The sequence below is a fragment of the Clostridium sp. LS genome (genome assembly GCF_002760435.1).
Lineage (GTDB): Bacteria > Bacillota > Clostridia > Clostridiales > Clostridiaceae > Clostridium.
This window is the reverse complement of record NZ_AUUU01000071.1, coordinates 28,193-51,928: the sequence shown is the minus strand read 5'-3', so window position 1 is coordinate 51,928 and position 23,736 is coordinate 28,193. Positions and strand designations below refer to the sequence as shown.

Genomic DNA, 23,736 nt, shown 5'->3' with positions numbered 1-23,736 from the left:
TTGGCTTTTCAAAAATAAAATATTTAAGAAATTACGAAGTAATTTCAACCTTAATCCTTAATCATTAATCATTCATCATTAATAAAACGTGGCGCAGCCACTTTGTTATACTTATTTTATCAAACTGAAAATGACAAAGGATGAATTGAAGAAAATGGGAGTAAATTATGAGAATTGGAGAATTTGAACTAGCAGTAATTGATATAATAACATTTACAGGACTGCTGATTACATTTTTAACTGGAGTTTTGAATCTACTTCAAAATAAGAAAACTCTTTATATAAATAATATTACAAGATTTAGAGTCATATGGATAACTACACTTAGAACACATATTTCGTGCTTAAAGGAATTAAGTAATATAACAAATTTATATATTAGAACTAAGGAAGGAACAAATAAAATTGAATATAGAAGGGAATTGGAAAAAGTTGTTTCTTTAATAAAAATGCACTTGAATTTTACAGGATCCATAGATATGGAATTAATATCAAAAATAGATGAATTAAAAGCTACCCTAAATAGCTATTTGCTGTTATATCATTGTAAAAACTCTATTAAGTTAGTAGAGGATGATAATGATCTTATAGATAAATTTTATGATGCTGTTGATGTCATAAGTGAAAAAAAATTGTTAAAGCAGTTTTTAAATATTGCAATAAAAAATAAAAAAATTGAAGAAATAAATAGTACTGAAAATTTAAATTTATTTGATTTAAAAAGCAGAGTTAAGCTGGCTTGTATGGGCGACTTAGAGTTAATAAAGCAAATAATTAAAGAAAGTGATTATATGATAAGTAATTATGAAAATGAAATTGAATGTTTAAATAATGATATAGATACTATAGTACATATTTATCTAAAAGCTGAATGGATTAGATGTAAAATTGAAACGAAAATTTGGCCCTATAACAGGTATAATGAAGAGCAGGTTATACAAAAATTGCGAAAAGAATATCAAAAAATTAGACATTAAATTAAGCAATAAATGCAGGTTACTCAATTATATAAATGAATAACCTGCATTTATTTGTTAAACTAGTCGCATACCTATTTTGTGGGATTTTCTATTGTTGGCTTGAAAATTTTTGTTTAGCTTTATCTATTTTATTTTGATCTTCTTGTTCTGTTGAGTACCAGCCTTTATCAGACATTTTACAATATAATTCATTTTGCATTTTTAATGTGTCATTTAATGATCTATCAAATGCATTATAAACATTTTGTGTGGAAGCTTCTATGGTTCCATGTAATAATAAATCAGAGCCACGTTTTACTGTCAATAAAAGATCTTCAATTAATTCTTTATCGTTCATAATAAACTCTCCTCTTAATCTTATAATAATTGATAAATTTGATCAAATATTTGTTGGTGAGTATTAGCCAATTGATTAACATAACTTTTAAGCTCACTATCTTGAATTTGATTTGCAATGTCTTGGCATTTTTTCTTCATATGTTGTTGATGACCTAACGCATCTTGAATATATAATAATTCTTTTGGACTCATTATAATTCACCTCCTACATAATTAACTTAATTTATTTAACAAATGTATTATGTGATAAAGAGAATTTTTTATACTTAGAGCTATGATGAAGTTATAACTTATAATTTCGCACTAATTTAAGAATATTGATTGGAAAATATTATAGTGATATTATTTTAGTAGCAATTTGACTGTTAATTTTAGTATAAATTAAGAGGAATATATTTTATGGAAGAAAAAGTGGAAAGAGAAAAGGCATGGGAACTTCTTTAGAAAATACTATTTTAGGAATGAGAGAAGTTGCAGATTCTATACGACTTTAACCATGAGTATTAAAATGGGGGGATAAGCATGATTAAAAATGTAATATTTGATCTTGGAAATGTAATATTAGAATTTGATCCTAAAACATATGTTAAAGCTAAAATCGGTGAAGAAAAACTTGAAGAAATATATGAATGTGTTTTCAAAAGTAAAGAGTGGCCTATGCTTGATAGGGGTGTAATTAGCGAAGAAAGTGCTATAACAGAAATAATTAATAGAAATACTAAAAATGAAAAATTAATAAAATTAATCTTTGAAAATTGGTATGACATGTTAACTCCTATAGATAGCAGTGTAAATATGTTAAGAAGATTAAAGGAAAATGGATACAAGATATTTTATTTATCAAATTTTCACTTGGCGGCATTTGAATATATAAATAATAAGTACAATTTATTTGAACTATTTGATGGTGGAGTAGTTTCCTACAAAGAAAAGTTGCTTAAACCTGAAAAAGAAATTTATGAAAAAATTATTACTAAATACGATTTAGAGCCAAACTCAACAATATTTATTGATGATATGAAAGAAAATATTGAGGGAGCTATAAATTTTGGACTTAAAGGCATAGTCTTGGAGGACCCGAAGGATTTAGAGATAGAATTGAGAAAATATCATATAAAAATTTAGTATGATACTAATTAGGTATACATTAAAATATATTTATTGGAGAATATAACACTGAAGACCTTAAAAAAGTACGGAGGTGTTTATTATGGAAGATAAAAATAATATATCTTCAGCAGGAATAACACTTGATTTTATTCACAATGCTGCAGTGGCAAATACTGATATAAAATTAAGCGACCAATCTCTAGAAAATAGCAATGAAGATTTAACATCTAAATCACAAACAGATAGTGAAAAAAATTCAATAAAAGCAATAATAAAGCATTCAGGCGAAATAACAGGATATGAACTTTCAAATGGTGAGAAAGTGACTAAAGAACGAGGTGTAGAATTAGCTAAAGAAGGAGCTATATGCGGAGTATCTGTTTCAACTTCAAGAAAAGGTGAAGAATATTTAAGAAGCCGCAGAGATGATGATGAATCAAATAATTTGAGCTCCCTTCCAGTTATAGAAGAATAATAATTCTTAAAATATTTAAAAAGTAGAATATCTCATAAACATTGTAACAATTAAGATTAAGTCAGAATATATAATTTATTAGAAAACTCATGTCATAAAGACCATTGAGATAAAATAAGAGACTTAGTTCGTAACATATTTTGTATTAGATGGTTATATTCTAGTGCAGTCATACGAAAACACATACAGGTCTATTATTTTTTAAAATGTGTCTAAATGATATGAGTTTTTTTATAAAAGTGCTAAAATAATAAAGAAGCATAAAAATTAATAGATATATGCTAATAGGAAAAAATTAAAAGCTATAGGAACTTAATCAAGAATAGGAGATGTATTAATGAGTGATTTACGTGATTTAAAGGAAATGACGAAAGCTAAGGCAGCGCAAGAAATGCAGGAATTAAAAGATAAAATAATAGAAAGATTAAGCTCTATTAAAAGAGATGGAATAGATGAATTAATAAAATACCTTTTAGAAAGGACCGATTATTTTACTGCACCAGCATCTACAAAGTTTCACTCAAATTATGATGGAGGCTTAGCATATCATTCAGATAATGTGGTTGAATTACTAATTCAGAAAAATAATCAGTATAGATTAGGATTAAGTAATGATACAATATACTTAACTGGATATTTACATGATCTTTGTAAATGCAATTTTTATGAAAAGACAATGAGATTAAAAAAGGATGAAATGACAGGAAAGTGGATAGGATATGCTTCATATGAATTTGATGATAAGATTCCTTTAGGACATGGAGAAAAGAGCGTAATTTTATTACAGCAATTTGTTAAGTTAACCCTAGAAGAATGTTTAATGATTAGATGGCACATGGGAGCTTATGTACCTAAGGATGAATATAGAGATTATAACAAAGCAATAGAAATGTATAAATCAGTTTTAGCCTTTAGCAATGCTGATGCAGAAGCTTCACATTTTCTTGAGGAAGTTAGAGAACCTGAAATTTATTCAATTGAAGAATACAACCAATATGTAAAAGAAAAAGCTATGAGAAAAAATAGTTAAGTAGATTTTGGTATATTTGTATATGAAATATGGAGGATTTTAAAATAATATTGAGCATGATGGAGTTTAAGTAAAATTATTTAAACCACAGTAAGAAATATTGTCATAAATAGTAGCATTTTTAAAGATAATATAGTAAAATGTCAATGTTGTATGATAATAATGTTTCAAGGTAAACATAAAATTAAGTATTTGTAAGATTGCGAACATTAAATAGATAAGATTTAATCGGTGGATTTTTGAAACAAATTCTAATGCAACTAGAATTTAATTTATGCCAGAAAGGTTGTGATGTTAGGGTTGGACAACAAGCTGAAGTTATACGGCTTTAACAACCTCACAAAGACACTTAGCTTTAACATCTATGATGTGTGCTATGCAAAAAGTGAGCGCGAACAAAAGGACTACATTGCGTATATTGATGAGCAATACAATTCAGAGAGACTTACAAGAATTTTATGTGATGTAACGGAAAGTATCGGGGCACATGTACTTAATATTTCAAAACAAGATTATGACCCGCAAGGAGCAAGCGTAACTATCCTAATATCTGAAGAAACTTTAGCCGTTAAAGAAATCGATGCTTCTTGTAATAAAGGTGAAATTGATATTTTGAAAACTAGAGATACTGTTGTGGGACATCTAGACAAAAGTCATGTAACTGTCCATACTTATCCAGAATATCACCCAGATAACTCAATTGCTACTTTCCGTGTTGATATTGATGTTGCTACTTGTGGAGAAGTTTCTCCTTTAAATGCATTAAACTATCTTATTGGAAGTTTTGATTCGGACATCATAACGATAGATTATCGTGTAAGGGGATTTACCCGGGACGTTGATGGCAGAAAGTTGTTTATAGATCACAAAATAACATCCATTCAAGATTATATTGATGAAAGTACCTTGAAGAGATATGATGCTATGGATATAAATGTATATCAGTCAAATATATTTCATACTAAAATGTTAATTAAAGAAATTGAGCTTCAAAATTATCTTTTTAATAGAGATGTTTATGAAATCAAACCAAAGCAAAGACTTGAGATTGAGAATAATCTAAGGAAAGAAATGATTGAGATTTTTAGTGGGACTAATATATATTAATGGGGGGATGTACAGATGAGAGATAGAGAATCCCATGCTAATGCACCAATTTATAAAGCGTTAACAGAATATAAGAAAGCTAGAGTGGTTCCATTTGATGTACCAGGACATAAACAAGGAAGAGGAAATGCTATGCTTAGGGAATTTTTAGGTGAGCAGTGTCTTTCTGTTGATGTAAATTCAATGAAACCCCTCGATAATCTTTGTCACCCAGTATCAGTAATAAAAGAAGCTGAAGAACTTGCAGCAGATGCTTTTGGTTCGAAACATGCATTTTTCATGGTAAATGGAACAAGTTCTTCTGTTCAAGCTATGGTTATGAGTGTTTGTAAAAGAGGCGATAAAATTATAATGCCTAGAAATGTACACAGAAGTGCCATAAATGCCTTAGTTATTAGTGGAGCAATTCCAGTTTATATAAATCCAGGAATTAATAAAAAGCTTGGAATACCTCTTGGAATGTCAGTTGAAGATGTGAAAAGAGCAATCTTAGAAAATCCAGATGCAAAAGCCGTGTTAGTAAATAATCCGACTTATTATGGAATATGCTCAAACTTAAAAGAAATTACTAAAATTGCCCATGAGCACGGGATGTATGTTTTAGTAGATGAAGCACATGGAACACATTTTTATTTTGGAGAAAACATGCCAGTATCAGCTGTGGCAGCAGGTGCAGATATGGCAGCAGTTAGTATGCATAAAACCGGTGGTTCCTTAACCCAAAGTTCTTTCTTGCTGTTAAATTGTGATTTACATATTGGATATGTTCGTCAAATTATAAATTTAACTCAAACTACAAGTGGATCATACCTTTTAATGTCATCCCTTGATCTAGCAAGAAGAGATCTTGTACTTCATGGAAAAGAAATTTTCAATAAAGTTACCCAAATAGCTGAATATGCTAGAGGTGAAATAAATAAAATAGGAGGGTACTACGCTTTTTCTAAGGAATTAATCGATGGCGATGCAGTTTACGATTTTGATATAACAAAGCTATCTGTTTTTACTAGGGAAATAGGCCTTGCAGGAATTGAAGTATATGATCTTTTAAGAGATGAATACGGCATACAAATCGAATTTGGTGATATTGGAAATATATTAGCTATTATTTCTGTTGGAGATCGAAATTTAGCTATTGAAAGATTAATATCATCATTATCAGAAATTAAGAGATTACATTCAAAAGATAAAGCTGGAATGTTCGATCATGAATACATTAATCCAGAAGTTGCACTTACTCCTCAAGAAGCATTTTATTCTCCTAAGATTTCAGTTCCTATGAATGAAAGCAGCGGGAAAATATGTGCTGAGTTTGTAATGTGTTATCCGCCAGGGATACCAATTCTTGCTCCAGGAGAAAAAATAACTAAAGAAATCCTAGATTATATAAACTATGCGAAAGAAAAAGGTTGTTTTTTAACAGGAACAGAGGATCCTAAAATTGAAAATATTAATATTGTGGAGGATAAATAAATGGAGTTATGGTATACAGAACAGCACACTGAAAATGTAAGATTTTCGATTAAAGTTGAGAAAGAAATTCATACAGAACAAACTGAATTCCAAAGAATTGATGTATTAGAAGCTAAGGAATTCGGTAGATTTTTCACATTAGATGGATTAATGATGGTAACAGAAAAAGATGAATTTATTTATCATGATATGATTGTTCATGTGCCAATGGCAACCAATCCTAATATTAAGAAGGTTCTGGTTATAGGAGCAGGAGATGGAGGAACTATAAGAGAGCTTACAAGATATAATTCTGTAGAGCAGATAGATATGGTAGAAATCGATAAAAGAGTTGTTGAAATCTGTAGAGAATATTTTCAGCAAACAGCATGTAAGCTTGATGATGAAAGAGTAAATATATTTTATGAAGATGGTTTGAAATTTATACGTGATAAAGAAAATGAATATGATTTAATAATAGTAGATTCAACAGACCCTTTTGGTCCAGGAGAAGGACTATTCACTAAAGAATTCTACGGAAATTGTTATAAGGCATTGAAAGAAGATGGGATCTTAGTAAATCAGCATGAGAGTCCATACTATGATAACGACGCAGCAGCAATGAAAGAGGCTCATGAAAAAATAACAATATATTTTCCAATTATCAGAGTATATCAAGCACATATTCCAACATATCCATCAGGACACTGGTTATTTGGATTTGCATCAAAAAAATATCACCCTGTAAAGGACTTAGATGCAGATGCATGGAATAAATTAGGAATAAAAACAAAATACTATAATACAGATCTTCATGTAGGAAGCTTTGCTTTACCTAATTATGTTAAAGATATGTTAAGTGGGCTTACCGAATAATAAAAATTAACAATTTAATGATAAAATAAAAATTGTAGTAATTATGATCAGAAATACAAATTTATAAAGAAATTGGAGGAATTAGGATGGGAAAAGCTTTAATTATTGGTGCTGGTGGCGTTGCTAGCGTTGCTATTCACAAATGTTGTCAAAACTCAGAGGTATTCGAAGAAATTTGTATTGCCAGCAGAACCCTATCAAAATGCGATGCTATAAAGGCTTCATTAGAAGGAAAAACTAAAACTAAAATTCAAACTGCTCAAGTAGATGCAGATAATGTAGCAGAATTAGTAGCACTAATTAATAAGTTTAAGCCAGAGGTTGTAATAAATCTTGCACTTCCTTATCAAGATTTAACAATTATGGATGCATGTTTAGAAACAAAGGTTCATTACGTAGACACAGCTAACTATGAACCACTTGATACAGCTAAATTCGAATATAAATGGCAATGGGCTTATAGAGAAAAATTTGAAAAAGCAGGGATAACAGCACTTCTTGGAAGCGGTTTTGATCCAGGTGTAACAGGAGTATTCAGTGCTTATGCTGCAAAGCATTATTTCGATGAAATTAACTACATAGATATTTTAGATGCTAATGCAGGTGACCATGGATATCCATTTGCAACTAATTTCAACCCAGAAATAAATATCCGTGAAATTACAGCTCCAGGAAGCTATTGGGAAAATGGAGAATGGGTAGAAACAGAACCTCTTGAAATAAAGAGAGTTTATGATTTCCCTGAAATAGGTCCAAAGGATATGTATTTACTTCACCATGAAGAATTAGAATCTTTAGGCATCAATATTAAAGGAATTAAGAGAATAAGATTTTGGATGACATTCTCAGAAAAATATTTAACACATTTACGTGTACTTGAAAATGTTGGTATGACTTCAATTGAACCAATAGATTATGAAGGAAAGCAAATTGTTCCATTACAATTCCTTAAAGCAATTTTACCAGACCCAGCATCCCTTGGGCCAAGAACAAAAGGTAAAACTAATATAGGATGTATTTTCCAAGGTAAAAAGGATGGAAAAGATGTAACTTATTATGTATATAATGTTTGTGTTCATGAAGAATGCTACAAAGAAGTTGGATCTCAAGCAATTTCATATACAACTGGAGTTCCAGCTATGATAGGTGCAAGCTTAATCTTAAGAGGTTTATGGAAGAAACCAGGAGTATATAATGTAGAAGAATTTGATCCAGATCCATTTATGGAAGAATTAAATAAATGGGGATTACCATGGAAAGAAGACTTTGCACCAACTTTAGTTGAATAAACAACAGAAATTTTAAATTAAATGTTAACTAACCGAAAGGGTAGGTACTCTGTTGTTTCGGTTGCTATAGAATATAGCTGTGGATTTCTAAAATTAGAAGTTGTACCCACAATGCTAGCATCAAAGGCAAGCTTTGAACTAGCATATGTGGAACAACTTCTAATTAAGAAATACCTACAGCTATATTCTAAATGCAACACTGCATATTATGACCCTTGTGGTTACAAAAGAGTACCTACCCTTTCTGGTATAGATAATATTTGAGTGTAAAAATTTAGTTAATAGTTTATTTATTTAAAATATCACAATTGTTTAATTTTATGTTGTTCTGTATATAAAATTAAAGACTTAAGTAAAAATTGATAATTATAACGATAAAATTTGAATGTTATCAATGAAAAAGTTAAGGATGAAATCTTAATTGGATTTCATCCTTAAAATGTTAACTCTTAAATGAGAAAAAGGTTGGTGGATTGATGAAAGATATAGATTTAAATAAATTGCCATCACCATGTTATTTGGTTGATGAGAGGCTTCTTAAAAAGAATTTGGAAGTTTTGGATCATGTTCAAAAGGAAACAGGGGCTAATATTATTCTTGCAACAAAAGCTTTTTCAATGTTTTCTACGTTTCCTTTAATAGGAAAGTATTTAAAGGGAGTTACTTCAAGTTCTTTGCATGAAGCTAGACTTGGATATGAAGAAATGGGTAAGGAAGTGCATATTTACGCGCCTGCTTATAGAGAAGATGAATTTGATGAGATAATGAAATACAGTGATCACATAGTATTTAATTCATTTAGCCAATGGAAGAAATATAGAGATAAAGTTAAAAATCTTGAAGGAAAGAAAATTGAATGTGGAATTCGTATTAACCCAGAGTATTCTGAGATAGAAACAGATATATATAATCCATGTTTTGAAAATTCAAGAATGGGAGTTACTTTAGCGAATTTTGAAGAAGATGGGCTTGAGGGTATAGACGGATTACATTTCCATACAATGTGTGAACAAAATTCTGATACTCTTGAACGTACAATAAAGGTTGTAGATGAGAAGTTTGGCAAATACATTAAGAAAATGAAGTGGATTAACTTTGGCGGCGGTCACCATATTACTAGAGAAGATTATGATTTAGAAACTCTAATAAAATCTATTAATTTTATAAAAGATAAATATAACGTTGAGGTTTATCTTGAACCAGGTGAAGCTATAGCCCTAAATACAGGATTTCTTGTTGCAACAGTTTTGGATACAATGAAAAATGGAATGGATATAGCAATATTAGATACTTCAGCAGAATGTCATATGCCAGATGTGCTTGCAATGCCATATAGGCCTAATATAATAGGAGCTGGAAAGCCAAATGAATTTGAGTTTACTTATAGATTTGGAGGTCCAACTTGTCTTGCTGGAGACATTATAGGTGACTACTCATTTAAGGAGCCATTAAAGCCGGGAAATAAACTTGTGTTCTGCGATATGGCTATTTATTCAATGGTTAAAAATAATACTTTTAATGGAGTTAATCTTCCTGCAATTGTAAAATACAGTGAAGAAAAAGGTGTCGAAGTTATAAAAAAATTTGGATATGAAGACTTCAAAAATAGATTGTCATAAATAGAAAAAGAATTGTGTAATTAAACACAGTTCTTTTTTTATTTTACAAATATTCTTTTAATAATCACATTTTAATAAATTAATGATTCGATTTTACTAAAAATCGAACCATTAATTTATTTAATTCCTAATGATACTACGAATAAAAAATTATTAACAATTAATATTATAATACAACAATTTTTGATAAGTTATTAATCAACACTATATAAAAATATAAGTGTTAAATTAAGTTTGATTTTAGGGAAAAAAAGAGAAAAAATTCGTATTAAGTTAAAATGGAGTATTTTAGTAAATAAATGTAAGATAAAGTTGGAAATATTTAAATGACAATATAATTTACTATTAAAAACACAAATGTAAAAATGGACCAGATATTCTTGAATAAATTTAATTCATATATTATAATTTGCTATAGTATTCCTATAAAATGTAATAAAGGGGAATGCTAGGTATAAAATAATTTTTATGTAAATTTATTTAATGGGAGGATTAAAAGTGGATGTTATAAATCAAACGAATAGAACTATATTATTTGAGGAGATTAATCCAGAAAAATTAGATTTAATTACAGTAGTAGGTGATACTAAAGGATTAAATAGTTTAAATGATGACAAAATTAAAGAGATTAATGAATTATTTTTAGTAAATAGCTTTGATGAATTTTTAGAAAAGTTTTCACCAGTAGTATATTCATTTTATAATGCAACAAATCAGAAAGTAATGTATACACTAAAAAAACCAGAAAACTTTCCAAGTGAATTAATAACTGAGATTCCAATCAATAAATCCAACGACTTTTTGAAGATGTTATTTACGTTAATAGATACAAAAAGAGCTCAAGGAATTGCAAATGTAGATTTTAAGTTCGAGAATTTATTGGACATGATCTCACCTAAAAAAGTAATGGATGATATAAGGCAGACTCGAAAGGAAATTCAATATACATATAGTAAGTATGAAGCCTTAGATGATGAAGATCCAAGTAAACTTGACATGGGGGACAAGCTTAACTTAATGTTTGAGGAAGCAAGTGCAAACTATAACAATATTATGGCAATGTTACCTCTTGCAATTGAAGATATAAAGACAAGATTACTTCTTGGAGGAGACGATAATAAAAACTCAAATGAACAATTTCAGCTTGGTGTTTTGAGCATGGGAGAAAATGGAGAATTGAAGGTTATAGAAGCTCCAAAAGTAGAAGAAACCTCATTAGTTGCAATAGATGATAAAGCAAATGCAGGCTTAATCGAAGCTTTTGAGGAAGACTATGAAGAAGTTAATGAGACAAAATCAGAGTATGTAAAAAGCTTGGTTATAAGAACATTTTGTCCACTTTCATCAACCATGGAAAGCTCAGTAGACGTTGAGTTGGAAGTAAATAACTATAATACTTATTTAGAATTCTATAAAAATTCTAAAGATGATTTTATAAAGACAGTAAAGCCTTTAATAGAAAAAATATTAGGGGTAAAGATGTTTTTTGATCAATATAAGACAAAAAGCAAGGGAATGAAGCCAAGTTTATTGGTTACAAATACAAAGCTTACTAGATTGGTAAATGCTCAAAATCTGCCAAGGCTGAACACATTCTTAAGTTCAGTAAATGATAAGAATGACTTTGAAAATACAATTTGGTTTGGAATTGTTCCATCAATCGAACTTGAAGGACAAGCAAAAAATAAAGTTCGAAGGGAAAGATTTAAGTCTAACAAACAAGCTTTACAGACAGATTCGAACTCAATGGAGGACTTAGCTATGCTTTTGGATACAGTTCAAAAGTACCGTATACAAGTGTTCTTTAGTTTTGAACCAAGAGAAGATACTACCTTTAATCATATAGCAACAGCGGGAATTGAGAAGTTTATGGATAAATGTGAAACATTAATGAATAATCCGTATAGTGAATTTGCAATTCCATGTTTACCTAATTTTACAGTTATTCCAAAGGAAAAGTCAGGGGTAATTTTAGATAAGAGAATGATATTAACGGAAAATGGAGCAGTAGAGCTATCTAAAGAAAAAGAGGATATTCTAAAACTTTGGATAGAAGGAGTTTACATTGGAAGTTCATATATAGGAGCTGGTATTGTAGCAGCATACCAATGTCCAGAATATTTAAAAGAGAATTTTAAGGATGTATACAGTGAATATCCAGGAGTTAGATTTGATATAGAATCAGGAGCTAATTCATTAATGATTACAACAACTCTTGCAAAAGAAATATCTGGATTTACGAACGAAATTAAAAATGCAATAAACAGAAGAAATTTTGGATTTGTTTTTTCATCTGAAAATGCCAAAATTCAAGGTAAGGATATAAAGCAAATAACAGTATATAAGGCTAGAAGCTTACAAGCTAATGAAAATGATTTTGAATCAATTTACAAGACATTAGTGACAACATATATTGAGAGAATATTAAGATTCTACACTAATGATTTTAAAGAAGATAATATTGTGAAATTCTTTAGTAACAATCCAACAAGTGTTAAAAGCAAGTGGATGGCACGTAAAGAATATATTAATGCCATTGTTAGAGATGGAGATGATATTAACTTCGTAATAAATGAAAAGAATGGAACATGTAATATCGACTTAGTATTTAACGGTAATGTTAAGAACCTTGAAGTTGAAATTACACGCAATGACGCACGTAGTGAAGTTAGTTAATTACAATAGATTTTAGGCGCAATCAAAAAACAAGTCTATCTGCCAACTATTTTTCACCATCCTGTATCGGCAGATTGACCTGATGGGCGCGCTATAATGGCAATCTAGCTCGTTGCTTGATGAAAAATATTCATGACATATTGGACTTGTAATATTTAGTGCCTTAATAAATCTATTTTAATTATAAATAAAAATTAATGGGAGGATCAAAAATGGGATTTAGAGTAAAAGTTGAGGGTGCAGAAACTATTGATTTAAACATCGAAAGTATTGAAACTGTAGAATTCAAAACAGATACTCCAGATGATTCTAATGCACGTTCAACAGATTTAGGAACAACATTAGTAATTGCTGGTAAAATTTTAACACCAGTAAATGGAGAAGCAGCAGATAACACAATTAAATTAGCACAATGGTCATTAGTGCCAGCAGAAAAAGCTGATTGTTACAGAAAAGTAACTGTAGATGTAATTTCAGCATCTCAAGTAGTAAGACAATTTACTTTACCTAATGCTTTTGTAATTAATTATGAAGAAGATTATGGTGATACAGAAGGTGTAGGTACATTTAAATTGTATGTTAAACAAAAGAAAGATAAAACAGCCGGTGTTAAATTTGAAGGCGGCTTTGCTGAATAAAAATTATAATAAGGAGGACGTTAATAAATGGGATTTAAAGTAAAAATTGAAGGCGCAGAAACAATAGATCTTAGCATAGAAAGTGTTCAAACTGTAAAACTTACTACAGATACTCCAGAAGATTCAAATGCAAGGTCAAAAGATGTTGGAAGCACAATGATTATTGCAGGTAAAATCTTAACAGCAGTAGACGGTGATCCATTTGACAGCACAAGAAAAATGGGTACATGGTCATTAGTGCCAGCTGAAAAGGCAGACTGCTATAGAAAAGTAACTGTAGAAGTAATTTCAGCAGATCAAGTTATAAGAAAAATAACTTATCCAAATGCCTTTGTAGTTGACTATAAAGAAAATTTTGGAGACACTGAAGGAATAGGTACTTTTGAGCTTGTTGTAAGACAAAAGAAAGACAAGCTAAGCACAGTTACAATAGAAGGCGGATATAGCGCTTAACTATAATAATATTGATTTTTCTTTTAGGACAAAGTCCAAAAGAAAAATCTTTTAATATATTACAAAAATCAAATTCTAATATAAATAAACATGCAGCTTATAATTTCAACATAAGCTGCAAACTCTTAACTGTAAATTGTTAACTGTTAACTGTTAACTGAACTAAGTGGGGGATAAGGTGAAAGATTATTATAAGATATTAAATATATCTACAGAAGCCTCTAAGGATGAGATAAAAAAAGCATTCAGAAGTTTAGCAAAAAAATATCATCCAGATAGAAATAAAAATGATACGGATGCATTAAGAAAATTTCAGGAAGTAAATGAAGCATATGAAGTTTTAAACAACGAAGACTCGAGAAGAAAGTATGAACAAGAATTTTTTAAAGCGAAAAACACCAGAGAAGCAAATAGTACAGATAATAGATCTAATAATAGTAGTAATAAAAAATATCAAGATAAAGGTGAAAGTATAGAAAACTTAAATAAATATTTTGAGAGTTTTTTTGGATTTAATGCAAATTCCAATAATATTAATAAAGATAAATTACAGAATAAAAAAAATCCAATGGATACCAGTAAAATGTTTGAGAGCTTTTTTAATATAAAAAAGAAGTAATGGAGTGGTTACTTTGAATGAAGAAAATAATTTAAATTATAATAGTAAATTACTAATAAGTCTGCAGTTAATTAATGTATTTATAGGAGTAATAATTGCATTAATATGTGGTGTTGCCTATATAACAATAGGATCAATTTATATTAGAGGAATTATAATAGCTGCAGCAGTAGGATTAGGAGCAATATGTTTTATAAATTTGTATAAAAGATTGCATAAGGAAGAAGTAATAGAGGATGAGAGTAATATAAACAGGATTGATTTAGTTAATGAAGAAAATGAAATCATAAGAACCTGGGATATAGGAGAAAGGGTATCCTTTATTATTGGTAAAAACGGAAGAGACAATGATGTATTTATAGACTTAAGCTGTTCGATATATTCGAAATTTATAGAAAACAACCATGCAGTTGTGAATTATGCAGCGGGAAAATGGTATATAGAAGATTTATCAGAAGAAAGCGGAATAAGTATTCAAAAGGCTGATGATGACACAAAGTATAGAATTGTAAAAGATGCTCCTTGTGAATTAAGAAGCGGAGATATTCTATTTATTTCTAAAGTAAAATTATTGCTTAAATAATAAGTAAGAAAAGCCTATGGCTTTTCGTAAAGATATTAAAAAATCCCGCACAGGGATTTTGTAAACAATTGTACACGGATACCCTAAAGGGAATTGATTTAAAGAAATGGAGTGATATAAATGGGACTTATTAGATGTCCAAATGGGCATATGTTTAGTGAAAGGCGTTATGGAAGTATATGTCCATACTGCAATATAGATACTTCAAAAAAAGAAAGAGTAGAACCTGTACAGGAAAAGATAGATATAGAAACTAACTTGCTATATCAAGAGGTTGATCCAGTCTGCGGATGGCTTGTATGCATTCAAGGAACAAGAGTTGGCAAGGACTATAAAATAAAAAGCGGAAAAAACTTCATAGGTAGAGCAGATGACATGGATGTTCAAATTATAGGAGATAACGATATTGCTACAAGAAATCATGCAATAATCGTATATGATCCAAAGAAAAAAAATAATGTATTGTTACCGGGAGATTCTTCAGGAATTGCCTATTTAAATGGTGAGCCTGCTTATATGCCTTCAGAATTATCTGCTTATGATGTAATTGAACTTGGAAAAAGTAAGTTCCTTTTTGTACCATTTTGTGGTGAGCACTTTGAATGGCAAGATAATGAAAAAGAATAGGTATGTGATATATGCTAAGCGTTGATGATTATGGAAATTTAAAATTAATTCTTTTACTTCTAGGCGTTTTAATACTTTTGCTAATATTAAGAACTTTTTTATTAAAGAGAATTAATAAAAGAGATTTAGAGATAGCAAAAGGAGTAAGCATTGGATCTGAAGAAATCCAGGAAGATTATGTGGATGTAGTAAATACATCTAATGGAACATTGGCAGTGTTAGCAGATGGTTTAGGTAAAAATGAGGCAGGGAGAATTTCAAGCATTGTAGCAGCTAAATCAATAATTAAAATGTTTGTAGAAGAGGGCAGTAAAGAAAAATTAACTTATTTCTTTAAAAAAGCTTTCAATAAGGCCAATCATGAAATTATAAAGCGAGTTGAAAAAGATAAAGGAGGAGCAAGCGTATTAAGCGCAATAGTAAATGATAACTTATTATCTTACGCTTTAGTTGGGGATGCAATGATTGGCATTTTTAGAAATAAGGAACTTGTGAGATTAAGTGAAGGACATACCATAAGTGAAGTAGCAAAAAAAGAATACTACAATGGAAAAATTCAAAAGAAGGAAGCATTATATGCTTTAAAAGAAGAAAAAATTCTATATTATGTTGGACAAGAATCTTTTAAGAATATAGAAATTTCTGAAGTTCCAATTGAGCTTTATAAGAATGACATAATTTTACTTATGAGCAGAGGTATATATGAAGGCTTAAGATGGGTTGAATTTGAAGAAATTCTAAGTAATAAGAGAGCATCTGTAAGTGTAATCTGCCAGGAGATAATTGAAAGAGTTGAAAATAATAATAAAAACAATTGTAATGGCAGTCTTATACTTATGAAATACACTGGCAAAAAAAGAGAAGCTGCTAATGAGAAATAAATTACAACTAATAAAACTAAGTTAGGGTGAAGAAAATGAGGAAGCTAAACTCAAAATTTAAAACGAGTTTTATATCAGAAGAAGGAACTAATTTACAGAATAAAGACTATTTTGCATTTGTTGAGCTAGATAATTATGCGTGTTATGTAATAGCTGATGGAATAGATAAAGACAAGGAATTAGAAAGTGCGAAAATAGCAGTAACAACTTTCATAAAAGATTTTACAGCAAAGCCTACAATGAATAAATTCACATTAAGGAAATATTTAAAGAATGTAAATGATGAACTTATAGCCAGCAGCAGAAATGTGAGATTAAAGGCATCAATGACTGTAGTTGTAACTAACTATAGTAAATTAATTTATTCAGTTATAGGAAATACAAGGCTTTATTACTTTAAAGATGGATATTTAAAGCATAAAAGTAAAGATCAATCACTAGCACAACAATTAGCAGATGATGAGATGATTCCTCTAGATGCAATGGAAAAGCACGCTGAGAGGAACAATCTTTCTGCATATTTAGGGCAAAGCGATTTTAAAAAACCTTTTATATCGAAGAAAATCAAACTTTTTGATGGAGATGTGTTTGCACTTTTAACAAAAGGGATATGGGAAAATTGCGATGCTAAAGAAATAGAAGATTCCTTAGAAGGAGCAAAAGAACCTAAGGATGTAATTGATAACGTTGAAGATGCAATTTTATCAAGACAAGGAAAAGAATTAGAGAATTATACTTTGGCTATGACTTTTGTAGAAAAAGCATACATAGATCCAAAAAGAAGCAAGAAAATAAAAATAGCTATAATAGCTGCAATACTCGTACTCTTAATAATAGCAATAGGGGTAGGGGCATTTATAATATACAAACATAAGAAGGCTGATGATATTGCTGTAATGAATAAAGATAAGAAAGATGCAGAGGAATACATTCAAGATGGCAATATTGAAAAAGCTAATCAGGAATATAAAGATGCTTTAGCTATAGCTGAAAAGTATAAACTTGCCGATGATGAAAAGAACTTAGATACTGATTATAAATATACAGGAATCATAATTGATGGTGATAAAGACTTAGATGGGAAAAAATATGATGATGCTTTAGATAAATACACTCTTGCTCTAGAAAAAGCAGGGGATTCAGAGGATATAGGAAGAGATTATATATTAAATAAAATAGATATAGCTAAAAAATGTATAAAGGTTGCGGATTTACTAACCCTAGGAGATAAGCAATACAATGATGGAGATTTAGATGGCGCATTGCAAAATTACTTAGATGCTAAAGATTTAGCAGTAGATAGCAATTTAAAAGATGAAAAGAAAGAAGCTATGGACAAGATTCAAAAGATATATGATCAAAAAGCTGCCGATGCAAAACAACAAAAGGCTGATGCAGATAAAGCGGCAGACGATAAAAAGAAAGCTGATGAAGATGCGAAGAAGCAGCAGGAAGATGCAGCGAAAAAGGCAGAAGACACTAAGAAAGCAGCAGAAGATGCTGAAAACAAAGCCATAGATCTTAGAAAAAATGGAGATCTTAAATATACTGCAGGAGATTATGTAAGTGCAAAAATGTACTATGAACTAGCTAAAGAGAAATTTGAAGAAATAAATGCAAATAGTTTAGCTGATGAACTAGTAGATAAAATAGCACTTATGGATAAAAAAATCAGTGAGACCTCTGATAAAAAGAGTGAGGCAGATAAATATAAGGAAGAAGCAGATAAAAAATATGCAGAGGGTGACAATACTTCAGCAAAAGTATTATATCTTTTATCTAAAGATGCATACAGCAGCCTAGGAGATAATGATGATTTATCAAAAGTAACTGAAAAAATAAATGCTATAGATCAAGCTTCAGCAAAAGCTCAAACTGCAGCTAAATAATAATTTAACGTAGGTGAAAAAATGGATGATAGGATTTATGAGAAATTAAATGAAATAAAGGATTTAAATGATAGATTGCTTCTAAAAAAAATAATGAATGGTGTCTTTGAAGAACTAGAGGAATATTCAAAAGATAGGCTTAACGATATAGAAAAAAGAGTATTTAATGAAGTGCCGTATATAAAAGAAAAATATAATGTTTACTCGACTATAATTCGAAGAGATAAGTTAGATATAACTGATGATTTTCTATATCCAATATTAAAAGAAGATGCAGAAGAAAAAATTTATAATACTTTAGAGATTTTAGAAGCAATTAAAAATAGAAAAGATAAAAAGATGTTTAAGGTTTTTCTTAAATGCGATTACCTAAAGTTTAGGGAATTTATAAATAAAGATTTTAATATAAAAGGTCGTATAACTACAGATAAAAGAATTTATGAAGCTGATTTTAAAATAGTAGAAAATAGGCAATATATTGATAAAGTTAGTAAGTTATATAGAAGCTTCATAAAAAATAATATTCCGTGGACTACAGTAAATAATCCATATATATATAAAATTGCCGATGTAGTTTTAATAGGGATAGAAGGCAGCATGGATAGAAATGAAAATATAAGCACCATTGAAGTTGATTTTGGAGAATATGCACAGTACGTAGAGTATAATATGGTGCCCCTTTGGAATATAAAGGAGCTGAGCTTAAAGTGTGGCGGATTTCCAGTACCGTGCATAGATAAAGTAAGTTATGAGCATGATATCACCATAGTAAAAGAAGGAACAAAAAACGGATATTTAGTGGACGAAGACAATAGTGAGTTTAATTATATTACCTTTACTAAAAAGTCCGTAATAATATGTACAAGCATAAGTGAATCAATTGATTGGAAGTTCCTATGCATTATAGATCCACATAAAAATAAAAAATATGAATATGAGCTCATGACAAATGAAATAAAAGTTAACTTTACAAATAAATTGGCCTTCGAAAAACCTTATACAATAAAGACTAAAACAGAGCTTGCTAGAGTAATAAATTCATATAAAGTTTCAAAGCATTTAATATTTAATGAAGTTAAGCTTACAGCAGACTATCCAGAGGAATTTAAACAAACCTATGAGGTAAATAACTTTATAATAGATGAAATAAGAGAAGAAAATGTAAAGAAGTCTCTTGTTTTATATTTTGAGCCAATAAACAAAGAATATTATTTAAATAAAGATATTCTAAGTTTCTTAGTATCAGAAGTTCAATTGCTTTATCCAGAATATAAGTGTGAAGGAAGATTAATATGAATTATATTTGGGAGATGTTATTAAAAGCAGATAGGCAAAATATCCCTAGAGGAGATATAAAATTTATACATGCAGAAACCAGCAGTCCATATATGGAGATTTCTCTAAATGAACTTAATTCTAGTGCCCTTCCAGAAGATAACATTATAGAAGTAAATGAGTGCTATAGATTTTATGAAATTTTTAAAGATTTATTTAATATTAACTTAGAAGAAAGTCAGGAACTTAGAGAAGTCCTTTTGGATATATTATTGCATTACTTAGGTGAATTAGATCTAAAAATAGGTTTGTGTAAAACAGAATTTTATAAGAAATTCCTGCTTAGAGATATATTAAATTCAGTATTTGGAGAAAAGCTGGCTAAAAATATAAGCTATTTTGAAAAAGAAGAATTGGATATTTTATTAAATGGATTTATCAACTTATATAGAGCTGGAATTTCCCTTGAATTATTTAGAAAAATTCTAAGAAAAATATTCAAAAACAGTGTAATTTACATGAGTAAGGAAAGACCAAAAAATGTTTATATATATTTAGATGAAGAAGAGAACAAGGAACTAGAAATTAAAATCAATGTTATAGTTGAAACATTTTTACCTATAAACATGAAGCCCTTAATATTTTGGGATAAGCATTTTGGAATTATAGGTCTGGATAATACCATGAAGATTAACGAAACTATTATGGTCGAGTAAAGAAAAAAGTTTTAGGAGGAGAATATGAGTTTATATTCATACAAGCTACATAAGGGAAATGAAAATGAAAAGAAGAACAAGTATAAAGAAAAAGATTTAAGACTCATGACCACTTTTCAATTAAGGGAAATATGTAATAAAGAAAAGCTGGTAAAGAGTATAGTTAATCCTCTTGATAAAGAAGAACTAATAAGGCTCATAATGAAGTATAGAGGCGAAAAAGAGAAAAAACTCATAAATAATTATTTAATTGGCGGAATTGGAAGGATTGAAAGGTTTTTAGAGAGAAGTAAAAAAGAAATCATTACAGATGCTAACATTGATTATCCAGGGAAAATTACTCTTTACGAAAATTTAGCTCTTGATATTTATGACAATTGTATTTTAAGAAGTAACGAAAACCTAGAAGAAGGAAATGTGCTTTTAGTTGATAACAATTATAAAGTTTGCACTATATTTAATATAAAAAGAATATTTATGGACAATAAAGAAAGATACTTTTTAACAAAAAGTGAGTTAGTAGAAGCAAGAGAATCAGAAAGTAAGCATTACAGTCTTTTATTCTTTTCAGAAAAAGATTCAGAAACCCTTTATGATACCTATGAAGGAGACACTATTGAAATAAATTACTCAATCAAATTTATTTCCCTGCCAATATTACAATTTGAAGTAAAACCATTAAATGAGACAAAAATGCCGCTAGCTATTGACTTTGGAACCTCAAACACAACAGCTGGTATTTATATAGATAAAGAAATCTTTCCAGGCTTAAATGAAAATCTAACTGAAAGCCAGGAATACGCTGATTACGAAGATGATAAAGTAAAATTTGTAAAAATAATTAATGAAACAAAGGAGCAAATGGAAATAACTCCACTTATACCAAGCGTTGTAGGAGTAAAAAATATTGAAGATAATGAAATAGAATATATCTTTGGATATGAAGCAATGAGGGAATCAAGAAGAAGATATGTAGATGATGGAATGAGTCTTTTCTATGACATAAAAAGATGGATAAGTGATTTTGAAAAAAGTGAAAAAGTAATTGATATAAATGAAAGAACAACTTTTATAAAAAGAAAGGATATTATAAAAGCTTATCTTAATTATATTATCTCTTTAGCTCAGCAAAGATTTAAATGTAAATTTAAAAATATTTATATATCCTGCCCATCGAAGCAAAAATATAAATTTCATACCTTATTTAAAGATATCCTAAGCGATTATACCGTGGAAAGTACAAATATATTAGAAGAAAGTGTTGCTGTACTTTATAATACAATTTCTGAATTAATAGATAAAAAGAGATATGTTCAGGGGGAATGGTATAAAGCTTTAATTATAGACTGCGGCGGGGGGACTACTGACCTTACTGGCTGCAGCTTCAATATATCTAATGGAAGAGTATCTTATAAGCTAGACATAGAAACTTCTTATGAAAATGGAGATACAGATTTTGGAGGGAATAACCTAACTTTTAGAATACTTCAATTTATAAAGATATTAATGGCAAATGTTTTAATTAATGAGGATGAGAGTATAAAAAAGGCCATAATAGATGAATTTAAAATAGATATATTTAGATTTATAGACAAGACCGGAATTAATGAACTATATGAAACTCTAAATGAAGCATATGAGAGAGCAGAAGCAATAATACCAACAAAGTTTCAGCTATACGAAACAAGGAGTAAAGAAGATTACTGCAAGGTTAGAAGTAATTATTATTTCTTATTTGATTTAGCAGAAGAAGTTAAAAAATTATTTTTTGCAAACCCAGATATTTTAAATATTATATTAACTCCTAAAGAAAGTAAGGATTCTGAGGAAAATGTAATAAAATTTGATAAATGGAAATTATCATATGTAAATAAGGGGATTTTGCAGGTAGTAAAAGAAGCTCCAAGCATTTCTCTCAGCATATATGAAGTAACCACCTTAATAAAAGGTGATGTTTATAACATAATAAAGAAATTTTTGGAGAAATTATATGACAACGATGAGTTATATGATTATTCTTTCATTAAACTAACAGGTCAATCCTGCAAAGTAGATATATTTAAAGATGCTTTAAAAGAATTTATACCAGGGAGAATAATTGAAGTTAATAAAAGCAAAAAAGAAGCTAAGGAAGAATATGAATTGAAGCTTGCATGTCTTAAAGGTTCATTAAAATATTTATATGCAAGAAACTTTGGATATGCAGATATAAATATAGAAAGTAAAACTCCAACCCTTCCTTATGTTCTAACAGCTTATACACATACAGGAGAGCAAAAGACTTTAATTAAAGGAAGAGAAATAAATAGAGGCTTCATTTCAAGATTTATGGATAGAATTCTTCTTAAATTGTATCTAAAAGACAGTAATGACAATGTAAAATACGAATATAATTATCAATTTAATGAAGAAGAACTAGAAAAGACTGATGCAAAAACTATAGGAAAGATGTTTCCAAATATCAATCAACATGAAACAGACAACATAGAAAACAATGAAGTAAAATTCTTTGTATGGGAAGAAGAAGAGCTATGGGGCTTTTATGTACTAGCTATCTTAAGAAAAGAAGAAGAACTATATATAGGAAAAGAAAACTTCTTCTACTTTGAAAATGACAAATGGGAACGAAACTTTTTCGATGGACTTAAATAGAAGTTTACCGAAATCAAATACATTTTTATTCCACAGGACTATGAAAATTTTGCTGAAAGCACTAAATGGAGGCTTGCGCCCAAATTAGCTTGCTCCCACTTTCAGTGTGACAAGCTAATTTGGAACAAGCCTCCATTAAGTGCTTTTAACAGCCAAATTTTCAAATGCCTGCTTCACAAAAATGTATTTGATTTTTGGTGAAGCTATCAATTTAAGCCAAGCAAAAAATAATAACTTTGATTTCTAGTTTAGTATGAATTTAATATTATAACGATGCAAATGGGTGAGGTGCTAGAGGCTAAATATATTATTGTTTGCTTCACAAAAATGTATTTAATTTTTGGTGAAGCTGTCAATTTAAGTCAATAAAAAATAATAATTTTGATTTCTGGTTTAGTATGAACTTTATATTATATCAACATATATAAATATGGGTTATGGTAGGGATAA

23 protein-coding genes are annotated in these 23,736 nt (G+C 29.4%); 21 read left to right on the top strand and 2 right to left on the bottom strand.

What is annotated here, in order from left to right; all coding sequences use genetic code 11:
- Positions 1-167: 167 nt before the first annotated feature.
- Entirely contained in the window at positions 168-977 is an 810-nt protein-coding gene (locus COL3_RS16835) for a hypothetical protein (protein ID WP_008428654.1), read from the top strand.
- Between the two features lie 91 nt (positions 978-1,068).
- On the opposite strand, the gene COL3_RS16830 is transcribed toward COL3_RS16835, so the two are convergent.
- On the bottom strand, positions 1,069-1,317 hold the full coding sequence (locus tag COL3_RS16830) for a spore coat protein (RefSeq protein WP_008428652.1): 249 nt from the start codon (positions 1,315-1,317) through the stop codon (positions 1,069-1,071).
- A 20-nt stretch (positions 1,318-1,337) separates the two neighbouring features.
- Positions 1,338-1,511, bottom strand: a complete 174-nt coding sequence (locus COL3_RS28865) for a hypothetical protein (protein WP_008428650.1) — start codon at positions 1,509-1,511, stop codon at positions 1,338-1,340.
- Positions 1,512-1,841: 330 nt separating this feature from the next.
- Here COL3_RS28865 and COL3_RS16825 point away from each other — a divergent pair, with 330 nt between their 5' ends.
- From COL3_RS16825 to COL3_RS16735, 20 genes are all read left to right on the top strand, one after another.
- Positions 1,842-2,444 carry an HAD family phosphatase gene (locus COL3_RS16825; RefSeq protein WP_008428648.1) on the top strand — a complete coding sequence of 201 codons (603 nt, stop codon included), beginning with the start codon at positions 1,842-1,844 and terminating at the stop codon, positions 2,442-2,444.
- A gap of 85 nt (positions 2,445-2,529) precedes the next feature.
- Complete coding sequence (locus COL3_RS16820; protein WP_008428647.1) at positions 2,530-2,904, top strand: DUF3892 domain-containing protein; 375 nt, start codon at positions 2,530-2,532, stop codon at positions 2,902-2,904.
- A gap of 337 nt (positions 2,905-3,241) precedes the next feature.
- Positions 3,242-3,934, top strand: coding sequence for a hypothetical protein (locus COL3_RS16815; RefSeq protein WP_008428645.1), 693 nt, complete (start codon positions 3,242-3,244; stop codon positions 3,932-3,934).
- A gap of 288 nt (positions 3,935-4,222) precedes the next feature.
- Complete coding sequence (gene speD, locus COL3_RS16810; protein WP_180277953.1) at positions 4,223-5,041, top strand: adenosylmethionine decarboxylase; 819 nt, start codon at positions 4,223-4,225, stop codon at positions 5,039-5,041.
- 15 nt (positions 5,042-5,056) lie between these two features.
- Positions 5,057-6,514 carry an aminotransferase class I/II-fold pyridoxal phosphate-dependent enzyme gene (locus COL3_RS16805; protein WP_008428640.1) on the top strand — a complete coding sequence of 486 codons (1,458 nt, stop codon included), beginning with the start codon at positions 5,057-5,059 and terminating at the stop codon, positions 6,512-6,514.
- Positions 6,515-7,369 carry a polyamine aminopropyltransferase gene (gene speE, locus COL3_RS16800; protein WP_008428639.1) on the top strand — a complete coding sequence of 285 codons (855 nt, stop codon included), beginning with the start codon at positions 6,515-6,517 and terminating at the stop codon, positions 7,367-7,369.
- An 86-nt stretch (positions 7,370-7,455) separates the two neighbouring features.
- Positions 7,456-8,658, top strand: coding sequence for a saccharopine dehydrogenase family protein (locus tag COL3_RS16795; protein ID WP_008428636.1), 1,203 nt, complete (start codon positions 7,456-7,458; stop codon positions 8,656-8,658).
- Between the two features lie 21 nt (positions 8,659-8,679).
- On the top strand, positions 8,680-8,922 hold the full coding sequence (locus COL3_RS28435) for a hypothetical protein (RefSeq protein ID WP_143327548.1): 243 nt from the start codon (positions 8,680-8,682) through the stop codon (positions 8,920-8,922).
- Between the two features lie 212 nt (positions 8,923-9,134).
- Positions 9,135-10,277, top strand: a complete 1,143-nt coding sequence (gene nspC, locus COL3_RS16790; RefSeq protein WP_008428634.1) for a carboxynorspermidine decarboxylase — start codon at positions 9,135-9,137, stop codon at positions 10,275-10,277.
- A gap of 498 nt (positions 10,278-10,775) precedes the next feature.
- Positions 10,776-12,953: a hypothetical protein gene (locus COL3_RS16785; RefSeq protein ID WP_008428632.1), complete on the top strand. Its 2,178-nt coding sequence runs from the start codon at positions 10,776-10,778 to the stop codon at positions 12,951-12,953.
- Positions 12,954-13,165: 212 nt separating this feature from the next.
- Positions 13,166-13,591: a hypothetical protein gene (locus tag COL3_RS16780; protein ID WP_008428631.1), complete on the top strand. Its 426-nt coding sequence runs from the start codon at positions 13,166-13,168 to the stop codon at positions 13,589-13,591.
- A gap of 27 nt (positions 13,592-13,618) precedes the next feature.
- On the top strand, positions 13,619-14,044 hold the full coding sequence (locus COL3_RS16775) for a hypothetical protein (protein ID WP_008428628.1): 426 nt from the start codon (positions 13,619-13,621) through the stop codon (positions 14,042-14,044).
- A 178-nt stretch (positions 14,045-14,222) separates the two neighbouring features.
- The gene (locus tag COL3_RS16770; RefSeq protein WP_008428626.1) at positions 14,223-14,663 is read left to right on the top strand and encodes a DnaJ domain-containing protein; all 441 of its coding nucleotides are present in this window, start codon (positions 14,223-14,225) and stop codon (positions 14,661-14,663) included.
- 13 nt (positions 14,664-14,676) lie between these two features.
- Positions 14,677-15,246 (top strand): FHA domain-containing protein, encoded by a 570-nt coding sequence (locus COL3_RS16765; protein ID WP_008428624.1) that lies wholly within the window; start codon positions 14,677-14,679, stop codon positions 15,244-15,246.
- Positions 15,247-15,366: 120 nt separating this feature from the next.
- Complete coding sequence (locus COL3_RS16760) at positions 15,367-15,873, top strand: FHA domain-containing protein (RefSeq protein WP_008428622.1); 507 nt, start codon at positions 15,367-15,369, stop codon at positions 15,871-15,873.
- Positions 15,874-15,884: 11 nt separating this feature from the next.
- On the top strand, positions 15,885-16,754 hold the full coding sequence (locus COL3_RS16755; RefSeq protein WP_008428620.1) for a protein phosphatase 2C domain-containing protein: 870 nt from the start codon (positions 15,885-15,887) through the stop codon (positions 16,752-16,754).
- Positions 16,755-16,789: 35 nt separating this feature from the next.
- Positions 16,790-18,643, top strand: a complete 1,854-nt coding sequence (locus COL3_RS16750; RefSeq protein ID WP_008428618.1) for a serine/threonine protein phosphatase — start codon at positions 16,790-16,792, stop codon at positions 18,641-18,643.
- A gap of 21 nt (positions 18,644-18,664) precedes the next feature.
- A complete protein-coding gene (locus COL3_RS16745) occupies positions 18,665-19,939 on the top strand; it encodes a hypothetical protein (RefSeq protein WP_008428616.1) in 1,275 nt (424 codons plus the stop codon).
- Positions 19,936-20,634 carry a hypothetical protein gene (locus COL3_RS16740; protein WP_008428614.1) on the top strand — a complete coding sequence of 233 codons (699 nt, stop codon included), beginning with the start codon at positions 19,936-19,938 and terminating at the stop codon, positions 20,632-20,634. The genes COL3_RS16745 and COL3_RS16740 overlap by 4 nt, the downstream gene beginning before the upstream one ends.
- Positions 20,635-20,658: 24 nt before the next feature.
- Positions 20,659-23,286 (top strand): hypothetical protein, encoded by a 2,628-nt coding sequence (locus tag COL3_RS16735; protein WP_008428612.1) that lies wholly within the window; start codon positions 20,659-20,661, stop codon positions 23,284-23,286.
- The last annotated feature ends 450 nt before the right edge of the window (positions 23,287-23,736 follow it).

Bases quoted from the DNA above. Each gene is read 5' to 3' on its own strand.
- COL3_RS16835 (WP_008428654.1), top strand. From the start codon at position 168: ATGAGAATTGGAGAATTTGAACTAGCAGTAATTGATATAATAACATTT.
- COL3_RS16830 (WP_008428652.1), bottom strand. From the start codon at position 1,317: ATGAACGATAAAGAATTAATTGAAGATCTTTTATTGACAGTAAAACGT.
- COL3_RS28865 (WP_008428650.1), bottom strand. From the start codon at position 1,511: ATGAGTCCAAAAGAATTATTATATATTCAAGATGCGTTAGGTCATCAA.
- COL3_RS16825 (WP_008428648.1), top strand. From the start codon at position 1,842: ATGATTAAAAATGTAATATTTGATCTTGGAAATGTAATATTAGAATTT.
- COL3_RS16820 (WP_008428647.1), top strand. From the start codon at position 2,530: ATGGAAGATAAAAATAATATATCTTCAGCAGGAATAACACTTGATTTT.
- COL3_RS16815 (WP_008428645.1), top strand. From the start codon at position 3,242: ATGAGTGATTTACGTGATTTAAAGGAAATGACGAAAGCTAAGGCAGCG.
- COL3_RS16805 (WP_008428640.1), top strand. From the start codon at position 5,057: ATGAGAGATAGAGAATCCCATGCTAATGCACCAATTTATAAAGCGTTA.
- speE (WP_008428639.1), top strand. From the start codon at position 6,515: ATGGAGTTATGGTATACAGAACAGCACACTGAAAATGTAAGATTTTCG.
- COL3_RS16795 (WP_008428636.1), top strand. From the start codon at position 7,456: ATGGGAAAAGCTTTAATTATTGGTGCTGGTGGCGTTGCTAGCGTTGCT.
- COL3_RS28435 (WP_143327548.1), top strand. From the start codon at position 8,680: ATGTTAACTAACCGAAAGGGTAGGTACTCTGTTGTTTCGGTTGCTATA.
- nspC (WP_008428634.1), top strand. From the start codon at position 9,135: ATGAAAGATATAGATTTAAATAAATTGCCATCACCATGTTATTTGGTT.
- COL3_RS16780 (WP_008428631.1), top strand. From the start codon at position 13,166: ATGGGATTTAGAGTAAAAGTTGAGGGTGCAGAAACTATTGATTTAAAC.
- COL3_RS16775 (WP_008428628.1), top strand. From the start codon at position 13,619: ATGGGATTTAAAGTAAAAATTGAAGGCGCAGAAACAATAGATCTTAGC.
- COL3_RS16760 (WP_008428622.1), top strand. From the start codon at position 15,367: ATGGGACTTATTAGATGTCCAAATGGGCATATGTTTAGTGAAAGGCGT.
- COL3_RS16755 (WP_008428620.1), top strand. From the start codon at position 15,885: ATGCTAAGCGTTGATGATTATGGAAATTTAAAATTAATTCTTTTACTT.
- COL3_RS16750 (WP_008428618.1), top strand. From the start codon at position 16,790: ATGAGGAAGCTAAACTCAAAATTTAAAACGAGTTTTATATCAGAAGAA.
- COL3_RS16745 (WP_008428616.1), top strand. From the start codon at position 18,665: ATGGATGATAGGATTTATGAGAAATTAAATGAAATAAAGGATTTAAAT.
- COL3_RS16740 (WP_008428614.1), top strand. From the start codon at position 19,936: ATGAATTATATTTGGGAGATGTTATTAAAAGCAGATAGGCAAAATATC.
- COL3_RS16735 (WP_008428612.1), top strand. From the start codon at position 20,659: ATGAGTTTATATTCATACAAGCTACATAAGGGAAATGAAAATGAAAAG.